General features: G+C 46.0%; 13 protein-coding genes. 11 read left to right on the top strand and 2 right to left on the bottom strand.

Annotation, left to right across the window (positions count from 1 at the left end; all coding sequences use genetic code 11):
- Nucleotides 1-8 precede the first annotated feature (8 nt).
- The 8 genes from IFU39_RS17505 to IFU39_RS17470 all read left to right on the top strand — a co-directional run bounded on the left by IFU39_RS17505 (nucleotide 9) and on the right by IFU39_RS17470 (nucleotide 9,588).
- Complete coding sequence (locus IFU39_RS17505; protein ID WP_192134022.1) at nucleotides 9-2,261, top strand: stalk domain-containing protein; 2,253 nt, start codon at nucleotides 9-11, stop codon at nucleotides 2,259-2,261.
- Nucleotides 2,262-2,599: 338 nt separating this feature from the next.
- The gene (locus tag IFU39_RS17500; protein ID WP_074095707.1) at nucleotides 2,600-3,064 is read left to right on the top strand and encodes a Fur family transcriptional regulator; all 465 of its coding nucleotides are present in this window, start codon (nucleotides 2,600-2,602) and stop codon (nucleotides 3,062-3,064) included.
- A 2-nt stretch (nucleotides 3,065-3,066) separates the two neighbouring features.
- Nucleotides 3,067-3,318: a membrane protein insertion efficiency factor YidD gene (gene yidD, locus IFU39_RS17495; RefSeq protein ID WP_091018158.1), complete on the top strand. Its 252-nt coding sequence runs from the start codon at nucleotides 3,067-3,069 to the stop codon at nucleotides 3,316-3,318.
- Nucleotides 3,319-3,737: 419 nt separating this feature from the next.
- Nucleotides 3,738-5,798 (top strand): methionine--tRNA ligase, encoded by a 2,061-nt coding sequence (gene metG / locus IFU39_RS17490; RefSeq protein WP_192134019.1) that lies wholly within the window; start codon nucleotides 3,738-3,740, stop codon nucleotides 5,796-5,798.
- A 254-nt stretch (nucleotides 5,799-6,052) separates the two neighbouring features.
- Entirely contained in the window at nucleotides 6,053-7,111 is a 1,059-nt protein-coding gene (locus IFU39_RS17485; RefSeq protein WP_446740346.1) for a metal ABC transporter substrate-binding protein, read from the top strand.
- 99 nt (nucleotides 7,112-7,210) lie between these two features.
- Complete coding sequence (locus IFU39_RS17480; protein WP_091018152.1) at nucleotides 7,211-7,969, top strand: metal ABC transporter ATP-binding protein; 759 nt, start codon at nucleotides 7,211-7,213, stop codon at nucleotides 7,967-7,969.
- 52 nt (nucleotides 7,970-8,021) lie between these two features.
- Entirely contained in the window at nucleotides 8,022-8,825 is an 804-nt protein-coding gene (locus IFU39_RS17475) for a metal ABC transporter permease (protein WP_017687569.1), read from the top strand.
- A 49-nt stretch (nucleotides 8,826-8,874) separates the two neighbouring features.
- Entirely contained in the window at nucleotides 8,875-9,588 is a 714-nt protein-coding gene (locus IFU39_RS17470; protein ID WP_036614418.1) for a cytochrome c biogenesis CcdA family protein, read from the top strand.
- 146 nt (nucleotides 9,589-9,734) lie between these two features.
- Here the strand turns inward: IFU39_RS17470 and splB are convergent, their stop codons facing one another.
- Entirely contained in the window at nucleotides 9,735-10,805 is a 1,071-nt protein-coding gene (gene splB / locus IFU39_RS17465) for a spore photoproduct lyase (RefSeq protein ID WP_047843632.1), read from the bottom strand.
- A gap of 192 nt (nucleotides 10,806-10,997) precedes the next feature.
- Between splB and mntR the strand changes: the two genes are divergently transcribed.
- From mntR to IFU39_RS17450, 3 genes are all read left to right on the top strand, one after another.
- Nucleotides 10,998-11,426: a transcriptional regulator MntR gene (gene mntR, locus IFU39_RS17460; protein ID WP_036614415.1), complete on the top strand. Its 429-nt coding sequence runs from the start codon at nucleotides 10,998-11,000 to the stop codon at nucleotides 11,424-11,426.
- Nucleotides 11,427-11,635: 209 nt separating this feature from the next.
- On the top strand, nucleotides 11,636-13,246 hold the full coding sequence (locus tag IFU39_RS17455) for a family 10 glycosylhydrolase (RefSeq protein ID WP_091018149.1): 1,611 nt from the start codon (nucleotides 11,636-11,638) through the stop codon (nucleotides 13,244-13,246).
- Between the two features lie 89 nt (nucleotides 13,247-13,335).
- Nucleotides 13,336-14,337 carry a patatin-like phospholipase family protein gene (locus tag IFU39_RS17450; protein ID WP_192134017.1) on the top strand — a complete coding sequence of 334 codons (1,002 nt, stop codon included), beginning with the start codon at nucleotides 13,336-13,338 and terminating at the stop codon, nucleotides 14,335-14,337.
- Between the two features lie 61 nt (nucleotides 14,338-14,398).
- On the opposite strand, the gene IFU39_RS17445 is transcribed toward IFU39_RS17450, so the two are convergent.
- Complete coding sequence (locus IFU39_RS17445) at nucleotides 14,399-14,731, bottom strand: hypothetical protein (protein ID WP_192134015.1); 333 nt, start codon at nucleotides 14,729-14,731, stop codon at nucleotides 14,399-14,401.

Raw genomic sequence — 14,731 nt, 5'->3', positions numbered from 1 at the left:
GACAAAGAATGAATTTGAAGAAGAAATTGTCCATACTTACCGCTTTTGCTGTGTTTCAGGCGTTTGCAGTGATTCCTGCCAATGCACAATCAGCAGATCAGAGCGATACTACATCAGTGAATACAGCCAAAGTTAAATCCGTGGAGGTTGTGAAGAAAGAACAAACCATCGCGGAATCCGAAGTGAAATCCGGAACAAACACGCCAACATCAAATAATGAAACAACTGAAGAAGTGAACCCTGAGACAGATGTTCCTACAGGAACAGACGCGACTCCTGTTGAGCCGGTAATTGAACCTACGGACGAAGAAGGTACAGCTGAGGAAACACCAGCACCTGCACCAGTAGAAGTGGAGCAACCATCTACAGGCGGTTCATCTGTTGCTGGAGGCGGGGGTGGAGACCTCACTCTTTATATGAACAGTAATAAAATGATGCAAGATGGCAAAACGTATCTTGCTGGACAGCCGATGGCTGTTAAAAATGGTGTATCCTATGTAGCGATCCGTGCTCTCGTTGATCGGGTTGGCTATGATGTCAAATATGATAACACAACTAAAGAAACAATCATTATTAGTGGTGAAGATGAGTTGCGTTTCAAAACAAACAGCAAGATCTATACCGTTAATGGTGTGTCCAGAACGATGAAGGGCGCGGCTTATCAACAAAAAAATACGTTCATGGTGCCGTTGACTTCAATTACACAGGCTCTGGACATTACGTATAAAGTAAATCAATCTGCCAAAACGGTTGTATTGAATCTGAGTACCAAACCGGTGGCAAGCTTCACGGTACAAAAAGAGGTTTTTGCTGGAGACCAGGTAACCTACACAACCAGATCCAGCTCTCCCAAGGGACTCAGCATTGTAGATGAGCGTTGGACAGGCCGTCAGGATTCATTCGACCAACCAGGTGTATACACAGTAACCTATGCGGTCCAGGATTCAAGTGGTCAATGGAGCGATCCGTATTCGGTTACGATTAAGGTTGAAAGACCAAATCTGCCTCCTGTCGCAATGTTTACGACAGATAAAGAAGAATACAAAATGGGTGAGAAAATCACTTATATTGATCAAAGCACAGATGATGAGAATGCAATTGTTAAAACCGAATGGGATAACAATGCACTTGCATTCTTTGTTCCAGGACCGAAGACCGTAACGATTACAGTTACTGATAAACATGGTGCTAGCGATAGCTATACCAAGATGATCAATATTACGGGAGAAACACTTTATAGTGTGACTGACTTCAATCAATTGTTCACACCAGTTGGTGAGAAGTTCACTTTTGACGGTGGTGGAGTACCAGCATTGGAGAAAGTACCTTTCACTTATTATGATGAACCAAGTCTGCTGATCCGCAGTAACAGCCCGGAAACCGTGAATACGGAAGGTATTGTGTACAAGGAATCTTCCTTCGGACAGACACGCTTCATGATTCACCATGTGAACAACACGGGCAAAAACGTAAAAATGTATGTTGTAGCGACAAACAACAATGCATACACGGCGTCGATTGACCAGCAAAACATGGGTTTTGCAGGACCGTCTCCTTTTGCAACGGTAGCTGGAAAGCTGTCCATTGACCGTTGGTTCCAATCCATGCAGAATGGTACCGGACAAAAGAAAGTCTACATCCAGCCAGGAGAAAGCAAGCTGATTCTCAATGATCTGAGCGTTCTTCCGATGAAACAGGGACAAGTCATTTCCTTGTATTCGGATGTATTCAGTGATTATGAATTGGATTACAACATTATCATGATTGAAGAAAACAAGGACCCGATGGAAGTGTTGTCGAGCCTGCCGGTTCTGGATCGTGATGGAGTTCACAACCGTGGTACCTATCCAAATGCAACACGGATCATTACGTACGATCAAGAAGTAGGGTCGAAACCTGCACGTCTTCCACTTGGAGACAATGCAAGTGATCCAAACCTTGTGGGAACGGACCCTATGGCTTACACGGAAGCGTCCAACGCAGGTAACTTCGGTGTATTGTACAAAATTACATTGAATAATGTTGCTCCACGCACGTTGATTTCATTTAACCCTCGTGGAGGCAGATATTCAGGTGTGGCACTCGTGAATGGACAGGTCGTTCAGATTTCCACAGGTAAATCTGTAACTGCACCTAATGAGCAAAGCGTTATGTATCGCACAGGTTCGTACGGCGAGAGTGTAACCATTCTCTTCTCGGCGGCACCAGGAAGTAACTTGCCTGTTAACCTGCTGTTCACGCCGCTTCCGGCTGAAAAGTAATAACATGAACATGCACGGACGGTTTGGAGTGAAAGCTTATATCATATATACCCGTTCACCCTAAAAGTCGCCCGAACGATTGATCATCTGAACCGTCAGGAAGGGACTCCATCAAAATGTAATGTCATTAGTTCAAGCTAGACTAATGGCAATGCATGTGCATGGAGTCCTTTTTATGTGATGTTGGAATGACCTAACCCGGTGTCTTCGTTGACTCTAATCGTAATTTGATGCATTATTAGAGGTATACAAGAAGGCAAAAGTTTTCGCTTTTGCCGAATAAACTGTCGCTCTATGAATGATGCAAAATGCTCGTATGACAGGAGGTGCTTTAGATCATGCTGTCGACAGAACAGATTATTTCGACCATGTCCTCACAGGGGCTTCGCATTACCGATCAGCGGAAAACACTGGCCCGGTTATTTGCCGAGTCTCCAGGGTATCTTACACCCAAGGACGTCTATGAATATATGGGTAAGACTTACAGCGGACTGAGTTTTGACACAGTATACCGGAATTTGCGGGTGATGCAGGAACTGGGTGTACTGGAACAGGTCATCTTCGAAGATGGCGTCAAATTCAAAGCTCACTGTAGTGAAGATCATCATCACCATCATATGATCTGTCTGAAGTGTCAGAAGACATATCCTATTATTTTTTGCCCGATGCAGCTTGCGGATGCGCCTGAGCAATTTCAGGTTGTAGACCACAAGTTCGAGGTGTTTGGATATTGCAAGGACTGTGCTGAGCATGCTCCGGCCAAAGCGGCATCGGGACATCAACACGCTCATGGGAAGCACTGACCATGAAGTTATCGCGCAGAATTGCTCAGGCACCCATTCGGGTGTACCGCAACTATATCTCTCCATTAACACCGCCAACATGTCGGTTCTATCCGAGCTGTTCGGCTTACGCCATGGAGGCGATTGAAGTGCACGGTGCGCTCAAAGGTTCGTTGTTAACAGCGAAACGTATTGCCAAATGTCACCCGTTTCATCCAGGCGGTGTAGATCTGGTGCCACCAAAGGCGGAGAAGTCTACTCTGGTATCAGAGTAACGTTATAGCCTGAAGTATTCGGGTGGCCTGGAAGCAGGCCAGGATTGAGCTTGAGGTTGCTGTCCACTTGACAAAGGGGTCCGCATTTCAGTATATTTTTCCTATATGATTTTCCAGTGAAGGGATAAGTACAGACACACCCCCAGTGCAGAGAGCCGGATGAGCTGAGAACCGGTCTGGGAGGAGGATGGAATATGGTCCCGGAGGAACCTCTTTCGAGCGTGCAGACTGTGATTTCAGAGCTGCTGTCGTAAGGCTGAGGCGTGATCCAGCGTTAATGGGCGGTCGAAGGACCGACAGAGCCTGTGTTTTGTGAAAAACATGGGGAATTTGGGTGGTAACACGTGAGAGCAACTCTCGTCCCATAGGGGCGGGAGTTTTTTGTGTTCTTTTTTAGTTGTTTTGGACGAAGGGATCACATGAAGCAGGAACATTTGAAGGAGGAGAAGTCATTCATGGCTGACCAAAAAACATTTTATCTGACAACCCCGATTTATTATCCGAGTGACAAATTGCATATTGGGCATGCGTATACAACTGTGGCGGGAGATGCGATGGTTCGTTACAAGCGTCTACGCGGTTATGATGCTCATTATCTGACAGGAACCGATGAACATGGTCAGAAGATTGAGCGCAAGGCACAAGAGAAAGGGCAGACACCGCAAGCTTTTATCGATGATATCGTTGTGGGGATCAAGGAACTGTGGAACAAGCTGGACATTTCCAATGACGACTTTATCCGTACAACCGAAGAGCGTCACAAAACCGTCGTTCAGGATATCTTTGACCGTTTGCTGAAACAGGGAGATATCTACAAAGGTGAGTACGAAGGCTGGTACAGCATTCCGGATGAGACGTATTACACGGAGACTCAACTGGTGGATGTGGAGAAAAATGAGAAGGGCGAGATTATCTCGGCCAAGAGCCCGGATAGCGGACACCCCGTTGAATTGGTCAAAGAAGAATCTTACTTCTTCCGTATGAGCAAATATGCAGATCGTTTGTTGAAATATTATGAAGAGAACCCGGGCTTTATTCAGCCGGAATCCCGTAAGAATGAGATGATCAACAACTTCATCAAGCCCGGGCTTGAAGATTTGGCCGTATCGCGGACTACATTTGAATGGGGCGTCAAAGTTAAAGGCGATCCAAAACACGTGGTCTACGTGTGGATTGACGCATTGTCCAACTATATTACAGCTCTGGGCTACGGTTCATCCGATGCATCTCTGTATAACAAGTTCTGGCCTGCGGATGTACATCTGGTAGGTAAAGAAATTGTTCGTTTCCATACGATCTACTGGCCAATTATGTTGATGGCATTGGATCTGCCTTTGCCGAAGAAAGTGTTTGCACATGGCTGGTTGTTGATGAAGGATGGCAAGATGTCCAAATCCAAAGGCAATGTTGTTGATCCAGTTACTCTGATTGACCGTTACGGTCTCGATGCACTGCGTTATTACCTGCTGCGTGAAGTACCGTTTGGTTCGGATGGTACGTTTACACCAGAGAGCTTTGTAGAGCGTGTCAACTCCGACCTCGCAAACGATCTGGGTAATCTGTTGAACCGTACCGTTGCCATGGTAGACAAATATTTTGAAGGCAAAGCCCCTGCGTTTGCTTCGAATGTAACGGAATTTGATGCTTCTCTGGAAGAAGCAGGCCATGCTACGGTGGAAAAAGTGGAACAGGCGATGGAAAACCTGCAGTTTTCCGTAGCACTGACAGCGATCAGCCAGTTTGTCAGTCGCACCAACAAATATATTGATGAGACGCAGCCATGGGCACTGGCTCGTGATGAGGCAAAACGCGATGAATTGGCATCCGTTATGGCTCACCTGATCGAAAGCTTGCGAATTGCTTCCATTCTGTTGCAACCGTTCCTGACACGTGCTCCTCATAAAATCTGGGCACAGCTAGGCATTCGGGAAGGTGAACTTACGGCTTGGGATACAGCCAAGCAATGGGGTCTGGTTCCAACTGGAAACGCATTGCAAAAAGGTGATCCAATCTTCCCTCGTTTGGATTCCGAACAGGAAATTGCTTATATCTCCGAAGCAATGACTGGTGGCCAAAAAGCAGCAGAGCCTGAAGCAAGTCAAGCAGGTGCTGGAGCTTCAGCAGCTGTTGAACCGGTAACCGCACCAGAAGGTACGGAAGAGATCGGGATTGACGATTTTGCCAAAGTTGAACTGCGTGTAGCGCAAGTCATTGCCTGCGAACCTGTCAAAAAAGCGGATAAGTTGCTGAAATTGCAGCTCGATCTGGGTTATGAGCAGCGCCAGGTCGTCTCTGGCATCGCGAAGTTCTATTCGCCAGAAGAGATGGTTGGACGCAAAGTCATCTGTGTGACTAACCTGAAACCGGTGAAACTTCGTGGTGAACTGTCTCAGGGTATGATCCTTGCAGCATCACATGGCGACCAGCTCACACTGGCTACAGTACCAGACAACATGCCTAATGGCGCACAAGTAAAATAAAAAGAATCAATTTCATAATACCTTTAAATTGATTCAAATTCTGTCGTAACTATGACTCAAGGTGGCCCGATGTAATTCGGGTCCCTTTTTTATTGATATAATTCGTATCTGACGGGAAGAGAACAAGCATATACTGTTATGAACTCCGTACTTCAGGAAAGAATGAATAGGACGAGATGGCTTGACAAGTAGGTTCAGGTTACCTATAATTCTTTCAGTAATGTTTACGATTAAGAGATGCGGAGTGAATCATAATGACATTTTATAAAGTGCAACATCAAGTTCAGGATAACCGGACAGGAAAGACGAGCAAAAGAGGTAACATGAAGTTACTGTGGACGGGTTTCCTTATTCTCACTTTGCTGGTATTGTCAGCGTGTGGGCAGGATAGTTCCAATAGTGCGAAGATTGTGGAAGGCAAGGTAAACGTTGTGACGACATTTTATCCTGTATATGCTTTTACGACGGCAATCGGTGGTGAGGATGCCAATGTCATTAACCTGTTGCCAACGGGAGTAGAGCCACATGACTGGACTCCGAAGAGTCAGGATATTGTTAATACGTCCAAGGCACAGCTGTTTTTCTATAATGGAGCTGGACTGGAAGGATGGGTGCCGAATTTCCTGAAGTCGCTGAATAGTGATACTAAGGTGAAGTCTGTTGCCGTCAGCGAAGGGGTTAAGCTGTTAACCGCTGAGGGTGATGATGGGCACGGTCACGGTGAAGAGCACGAAGACGAGCATGCGGATGAACATACAGATGAGGCTACCAGTGAAGATGTCGCTGATCATCATATTGATCCACATACGTGGGTTAGTCCGAAATCGGCCATGATCATGGCTGAAAACATCAAAAATAGTCTGGTCGAAACAGATCCTGATCACAAAGCAGGTTACGAACAACGTTATGAAGAGCTTCGTACCAAGCTTGAGACGCTGGATCAGCGTTTTACAGATGAATTGGCTACCGTACCAAACAATGAAATTGTTGTCTCGCACCAAGCATTTGGCTACCTTGCACGTGATTATGGACTATCCCAGCATGCCATTATGGGACTTTCCCCGGATGCTGAACCGACAGGACAGGATATTGTGAAGCTTGCGAAACTGGTTAAAGATGAAGGCATCAAATACATTTTCTTTGAAGAGCTGGTATCTGACAAATTGGCGAAAACACTGGCAAGTGAAGCAGGCGTGGAGACCATGGTCCTTAATCCGGTTGAGGGATTGACCAAGGAGCAGGCAACAAACGGGGATGATTATTTCACCCTCATGGAGAAAAATTTGCAAAATCTGCTGATCGCATTAAAATAAGATAGAATGAAGGATTCAGGTCGAAGAGTCTTTACCGTTCACGGTGAAGGCTCTTAGGACGCTATGGGATTCTTATATATAATGAAGGGCGGCTTTGCCATGCAGCAAATCATGCCACTATGTCATGATCCAATTATAGAGATCGAGAAACTATCATTTTCCTACGGGGACCAGCGAGTGATTGAGAATCTCGATTTTATGGCCCAGGAACGGGACTTTGTCGGGATTATCGGTTCCAACGGGGCAGGTAAAACAACATTGCTGCGAATGTTGGTAGGATTATTGCCTCCTGCGCAGGGAGATATTAAACTATTCGGACAGTCGATCCGCAGGTTCAAGGACTGGGACCGAATTGGATATGTGCCACAAAAGAATGCATTTAACCCGTTATTCCCTGCGACCGTTCGTGAAGTGGTCATGTCCGGTTTGTACAATAACAAAAACATGTTCCGTCGTATGTCTCGCAAATGTCAGCAACAGTGCACGGATGCGATGCAGGTTATGCGGATTGAAGATCTGGCGAATAAACGAATTGGCCAATTGTCCGGTGGACAGCAGCAGCGTGTATTTTTGGCACGAGCGCTTATCAATCACCCGGATCTGTTGATTCTGGATGAACCCACAGTAGGTATTGATGCTGAATCACAGGCCAGTTTCTTTGAACTGATTACCCATATGCATGAACATCATCGAATGACTTTTCTGATGGTGTCTCATGATATGGATCGGATGGAGAGTTATCTGGGTTCTGAAGCTGCGGTTACGAATGGCAAAATTAATTTTCATGTCCGTCATTCGCATGAGGTACAGGATTGTGCTGAGACCAATCTGCAACATACCACTGCACAGGTACGCTAGCCGTATGTATGGCCCATTAGATTAGAGTAAGGCCGAAGGAGTCGTGTTTGTTTTGGAAATATTAATGAGTGATTTTTTTCAGCGTGCGCTGGCGGGTGGGTTGTTAATCGGCATTACCGCTCCGTTAATCGGACTGTTCCTGGTCTTGCGGCGGTTATCCATGATTGGAGACACCTTGTCTCATGTGACCATTGCCGGGGTTGCACTTGGATTCCTGATTGAAGTGTATCCCATTGCAGTGGGCTTGATATTTGCCGTGCTTGCTTCATTTGCAATAGAGAAATTGCGCAAAGCGTACAAGAGTTACGCCGAATTATCGATTGCCATTATCATGTCCGGTGGCGTGGCTCTTGCTTCCTTGTTCTTTACGCTGGGCAAAGGATATAATGCAGATGTCATGAGTTATTTGTTCGGCAGTATATATACATTAGACGCTACGGATCTGAAGCTCGTAGGTGTGGTTACGCTGATCGTGGTGATTGTAGTGGCATTGTTACATAAGGAATTTTTCCTGCTCAGCTTTGAGGAAGATGCGGCAGCGGTTACAGGGTTGCCTGTGAGAATTCTGAACATGTTAATCACTGTGATGACAGCACTTGTCATAAGCACGGCGATCAAGATTGTTGGTGCGCTTCTGGTGTCAGCGCTATTGACCATTCCGGTAGCGGTCAGCCTGTTGATGGCTCGAAGTTTTAAATCTGCTATTATTTTGTCCGTGGTGATCGGCGAAATTGCCGTAGTCCTTGGACTGGTTGTAGCAGGTATCTGGAACCTCGCACCTGGAGCAACGATTGTATTACTGCTGATCATGATGCTGATTCTGACGATGATTGGAAAAAAAGGGTTCCGAGCCTGACGACTGAACGAGCAAGCACGTGAGCCCGGGGAAGGGAGACATCCGCTTCATGCCTGATGTTAATGTATGGATGGCTTTTGTAGCAGGTTTGGTCTCATTTATATCACCATGTTGTCTTCCGCTGTATCCATCATACCTCTCCTACATTACAGGGATGACGGTGCAACAATTGAAGGATGACCGCAATCAGCGCGAAGTCCGCTTTAAGACCATGACGCATACGCTGGCGTTTATTTTAGGCTTCTCGGCAGTATTTTATTCGCTTGGCCTTGGTGCTGGACTGTTTGGCCAATTTTTCAATGATAACCGAGAACTGATTCGGCAATTGTCTGCGATTTTGATTATGCTTATGGGGTTATTTTTGCTTGGTGTGTTCAAGCCGCAGTTTCTGATGAAGGAACGCAAGCTGGATATGAAATGGAAACCAGCAGGCTATCTGGGCTCTTTTATATTTGGTATCGGTTTCTCAGCAGGTTGGTCGCCTTGTATTGGCCCTATTCTAACAGCGATCATTGCAATGGCTGCAAGTGAGCCCACAACCTGGTTGGCGTTGATTACAGGTTACACGGCAGGGTTTGCCATCCCATTCTTCATTTTGGCCTTTTTCATTGGATCGACACGCTGGATTTTACGGTATTCCAATGTCATGATGAAAGTCGGGGGAGCATTAATGTTGTTCCTTGGGGTATTGCTTTTTACAGATCAGATGACCAAGATTACGATCTGGTTGCAGCAGATTACACCAGACTGGATGATTATTTAAACGGATGAACTGAATTCGAATATTATTATGTATGGCATAGCAGGCTACATGTTACCAGAGACATTCTGGGTCATGTAACCTGCTTTTTAATCGTTTGTTAGGAATGCCTATACGAGCATATCATTACGGGCAGTCGCGTTTTTCGTTTAGGTGAAGTAATCAATACTGGCTAGTGGGAAATGTTCAAAGATCCGTTCCGTAATGAATTCGCGCAGCGCATCTTGCTGGTCATCTTTATACACATACTTGTACTGGCCCCAGCGGCCCCATTTCATCTTACGTTTCTCGATATCCATCTCCAGCTTGGTTTTAGGATAACGTTTCTCAATGGTTGCTTTGGCTGTTTTGGTAAAACGGTGCTGGATCATCTCAAAGGTAAGATCCTTGGTTGCTTCCTCTGGAAGCGTATCTGCCAGCTTCTGCAACAGATCCGAGTATCCTTCTTCCCAGCCTTCATACCACATAATAGGAGCGATAATGAATCCCAGGGGATAACCGGCGTGTGCAATTTTGCCAGCAGCTTCAATGCGTTCCTCAAATCTGGAGGTAGCCGGTTCAAAGTTTTTGATAACATAATCCGAATTGACACTAAACCGGATACGGGTATGGCCGTTATGCTTAATGTTCAGCAATGGATCAACGTGATGATATTTGGTTACGAATCGCAAACGCCCATATTCTTCTTCCGCCATAAAACGGATCAAGTCACTTAAATTTTCCGTGATATGTTCGAGTCCTACGGGATCAGATGTACAGGCGGCTTCAAATCGTGTGATTTCAGGCGCGCGTTCTTCGATGTATCCTTTGGCTGCCTGAATGATCTCCTCGGTATTAACATAGACACGGACATAAGGTTTCGCACCAAGTGTCGTTTGAAGATAACAATAATGGCAGTGCCCCATACAGCCGGTAGAGATGGGAATGGCATATTCCGCTGAAGGTTTCGACTGGTCAAACTTGAGTGTTTTGCGCACACCAACGACCAGAGTACGCTTCGCCATCCGATACTTTTCTTGTTCGGTTTCACCGGGCAGGTTTGTGATTCGGTTATGGGATGTGGTCATTTGATAAGGGATGTTTTTGGATGTGACCCATTCCATAATCCGTTTACCTTTATCATATTCCAGCGCACCGGGTTCAAAATACACCAAATCGGGAATAAAGGGTTTAGTACCTTTTGCTTTACGAACTGGCGGAGAGGCTACACTTGTACTCACGAAATCACTCCTTTCGTTGCGGAACTTTGCTTAGTTTGCCTCGTTTGGGGAGAAGTCACGCCTGCCAATTACTTGTGTAACAGCGCGCTCTGAACTGTGCAGGACTTGCCAATGCGTATTGATAACATGTATCATTATAAGATAGGGACCAGGCACGAATAGGGGCCGGTCAGAGAGAAAAGAGGGAAGCAGATGCCAACGCCCAGTATGGAAGATTATTTGGAGCGTATATACAAATTAATTGATGAAAAGGGCTATGCTCGTGTGTCTGATATAGCTGAAGGACTGGAAGTACATCCTTCATCGGTGACGAAGATGATCCAAAAGCTGGACAAAGACGAGTACCTGATCTACGAAAAGTACCGCGGACTGGTGCTTACGCCAAAAGGTAAAAAGATGGGCAAACGTTTGATGGAGCGACATCATCTGCTTGAACAATTTTTGACAACGATTGGTGTTCAGGAACAAAATATCTACAATGATGTTGAAGGCATTGAACATCATCTGAGCTGGGACTCCATTACATGCATTGAGTCCTTGGTTGAATACTTCCGTCAGGATGAGAGCCGGTTGCGTGACCTCAAAAACCTTCAGGATGTCATGAGTAATACGGAGTCTTAAGTTTCAGCAGTGGAATACACATGGTGATATACAATGAATTGTATCCTGTGATCAAAGGATGCTTCTTGCCGTTTCAATGGCAGGAAGCATTTTTTTGTGTGCAATCACACCATAATTTGGTGATTATCGCAACTAAACGAACGCTAGGAGCGTCTATTAAACTAGTAGAATTTACCGCAAATTTATAATGATTTTGGAGGACTGCACTAATGAACGTTCGTAAAGGATTGATGCTGCTGCTCATTTTTGTACTTGGATTACAGACAGCAGGCATGACGGCACAAGCGGCCGGGCAGAAGGAAATCGCTATTTTTCTAGACGGCAACCGTTTGGAATCGGATGTATCACCCTACATCCTGCCCAAAGTAAATGTAACGATGGTACCTCTGCGTGTTATTAGCGAAGGACTGGGTGCGTCTGTTCTATGGTCTCAAGCTACTCGTACCGTGACCATTCAGAAATCTGATTCGGTCATCTCTATGACGAGCGGGCGCCAGCAGGCAACCGTGGATAACGCTGTAGTTGGTCTGGATGCATCGGTCGAATTGAAACAAGGTCGGGTCATGGTACCCATTCGATTTGTCAGTGAGAACCTGGGCATTCGAGTGAACTGGAATCAAGCAGCCCAGACCATTGATCTGTACACAGGAGACGAATCAGTCCCAACTCCTGAACCAACCCCGGTAACCCCAGCGGAGCCTGGAGGCACGGGCACTGTACCAGCTTCTGAAGAGATGCGGGGAGCCTGGATTTCCACTGTGAATGGAGACTGGCCTTCATCCGGTGCCAAGGGAAATGTAGAGAAGCAAAAACAGGAGTATACGAAACAGCTAGATACGTTGCAAGGTATGGGCATTAATGCTGTATTTGTCCAAGTGAGAGCCAATGGGGATGCCATCTATCCTTCAGGTTTGGTACCTTGGAACAGCGTATTGACAGGAACACAAGGTAAAGATCCAGGTTATGATCCCCTCGCGTTTATGGTCGAGGAAGCACATAAACGAGGTTTGGAGTTCCACGCCTGGTTTAATCCGTTTAGAGCAACGAACTCAGCAAGTACATCAAACTTGGCTGCAAACCACATCTCGAAGCTTCATCCCGACTGGATTGTGAATGCATCCGGCAAAATGTACATTAACCCGGGTATCCCGGAAGCCAGACAGCATATTATCGATACGATCATGGAAGTGGTCAATCAGTATGATATTGATGGTGTACATCTGGATGATTATTTCTATCCATCCAATGTGACTTTTAATGATGATGCAGCCTTCAAAACCTATAACACATTGAATACCAAAGACCGTGCTGAATGGCGTCGGGACAATATTAATCAGTTCGTCAAGCAGCTCGGACAGAGCATTCACAGGGTGAAAGGTAACGTTGAATATGGAATTAGTCCATTTGGTGTATGGCGTAATAAATCCGTTGATCTGACAGGTTCTGATACCAAAGCAGGAGTAACCGCGTATGACAGCATGAATGCAGATGTGCGGACATGGATTAACCAGGAATGGATCGACTATGTCGCTCCGCAGGTGTATTGGAGTATGACACTGAGTGTAGCCCGATACGACAAAGTTGTGGACTGGTGGGCGAATGAAGTGGCTAATACAAATGTAAAATTGTATATCGGTCACTCTCCTTATAAGTTAGGTACGCCGGAAATTGGCTGGCAGACTTCACAGGAGATCATCGATCAGCTGAACTACAACAAGAAGTATGGTTCGGTCAAAGGGGATATTTTCTTTAGTTCACAGCACCTGACGAAGAATCCTCTCGGCGTAATTGCCAAATTAAAAGCGTACTATGGTCTCTAGAACATTTTAACGATACAGTTATAAGACAAACCCTTGTTCTCATAGAGTGGCAGTAGAAACGTGGCTGCCTGGAGAACGGGGGTTTTGTTGTGTTAATTAACGCGGTGTTTGAAGGTGGAGGCGTCAAAGGAATCTCGCTTGCGGGTGCTGTGCAGGGTGCTCAAGATTGTGGCATTCAGTTCAATCGGGTGGCTGGCACATCATCCGGCTCCATTGTAGCTGCTCTGCTAGCGGCGGGTTACCGGGCCGAAGAGATGAAAGTCATTATCGAGAATACACCCTTTGTTTCATTGCTGCGTCGTTCCCCCATATTTAATACCCGATGGATTGGCCCCGCAGCGAGGCTGTTCCTGAAGAAAGGTTTGTATTCGGGGGAGGCATTGGAATCATGGATTCGCAAGATGCTGGAGCAAAAAGGGATTCGCACATTCGCTGACTTGCCACTAGGCAAGTTGCTTATTACCGCATCCGATATATCCAATGGGACCATTCTGGTGTTGCCAGACGATATTCGGCGGTTCGGCATTGACCCTGCGAAGCTGGATGTTGCAAAGGCGGTACGTATGAGTTGCAGTATCCCATATTTTTTCGATCCGGTAGTCATACGCAAGTCGCCGATATTTTCCAAAGGTCTTCCTTTTCAAGATCAGTTCGTGTATGTCGTGGATGGTGGATTGCTTAGCAATTTCCCGTTGTGGCTCTTCGATGGTGATCGCTCGGAACGAGGAGGAGACGTTATTCCGGTTGTCGGATTCAAAATGGTAGGGAAGACGGAAGTAGAACCTGCCCGGATTAAAGGACCGCTAAGCATGCTTCAGGCCCTTGTAGAGACGATGCTCACAGCACATGATGAACGCTATATCGAACAGATTAACCGGTTTCGGACAGTGAAGATACCAACGCTAGGCATTAAACCGACGCAATTTCATTTATCGTTACAGGACAGCACAGCCTTATATCGATCAGGCGCAACAGCAGGGAACGAATTTTTCAACGGATGGAATATGAAAATGTATGATGAACAGCTGGACAAACAAAGAAAAGAATTGCGCAAGAAACAACCAGAAGCTCCACCTCTGATTCCTGTATAAACGTGAAAAAAGCAATTCTCCGCATGTTGGGAGAACTGCTTTTTTGTATGTTCAGTCGATATTAGTGAAATTTCGGTATATCTTCATCGCTTTTCCCTTTTTGTCCCTGAATCACTTGGAAAGGATAATCCTTGCGTTTCTTTGAAGAGCCGCTGCTCTTTCTGGCACTGGACTGTGCATTAACTTTCGCCATGGTTCGTGCCGATGGTTTAATCTTCGGTGTTTTGGCTTTGTTTGCCCAGCGACGAGGCGGATATTTGTACAGCAGGAATACAGCTCCGAACACGACCAGAGGAATAATGATCCTGGATGGACTAGCGTTCCCCAGCCAAGTCAAGACTCCAACAGCAGCTAGTGCGATGAACGTCCAAAATAAGATTGCCTGCTTGTTCAT

Origin of the sequence: Paenibacillus sp. CFBP 13594 (assembly GCF_014842675.1) — a bacterium.
GTDB classification, from domain to species: Bacteria; Bacillota; Bacilli; order Paenibacillales; family Paenibacillaceae; genus Paenibacillus; species Paenibacillus amylolyticus_B.
Note: the sequence above shows the minus strand (reverse complement) of the source record. Positions and strands in the feature narration are given on the sequence as shown.

Bases quoted from the DNA above. Each gene is read 5' to 3' on its own strand.
- IFU39_RS17470 (WP_036614418.1), top strand. From the start codon at position 8,875: ATGCCTGATGTTAATGTATGGATGGCTTTTGTAGCAGGTTTGGTCTCA.
- IFU39_RS17500 (WP_074095707.1), top strand. From the start codon at position 2,600: ATGCTGTCGACAGAACAGATTATTTCGACCATGTCCTCACAGGGGCTT.
- IFU39_RS17505 (WP_192134022.1), top strand. From the start codon at position 9: ATGAATTTGAAGAAGAAATTGTCCATACTTACCGCTTTTGCTGTGTTT.
- yidD (WP_091018158.1), top strand. From the start codon at position 3,067: ATGAAGTTATCGCGCAGAATTGCTCAGGCACCCATTCGGGTGTACCGC.
- IFU39_RS17480 (WP_091018152.1), top strand. From the start codon at position 7,211: ATGCAGCAAATCATGCCACTATGTCATGATCCAATTATAGAGATCGAG.
- IFU39_RS17455 (WP_091018149.1), top strand. From the start codon at position 11,636: ATGAACGTTCGTAAAGGATTGATGCTGCTGCTCATTTTTGTACTTGGA.
- metG (WP_192134019.1), top strand. From the start codon at position 3,738: ATGAAGCAGGAACATTTGAAGGAGGAGAAGTCATTCATGGCTGACCAA.
- mntR (WP_036614415.1), top strand. From the start codon at position 10,998: ATGCCAACGCCCAGTATGGAAGATTATTTGGAGCGTATATACAAATTA.
- IFU39_RS17485 (WP_446740346.1), top strand. From the start codon at position 6,053: ATGACATTTTATAAAGTGCAACATCAAGTTCAGGATAACCGGACAGGA.
- IFU39_RS17445 (WP_192134015.1), bottom strand. From the start codon at position 14,731: ATGAACAAGCAGGCAATCTTATTTTGGACGTTCATCGCACTAGCTGCT.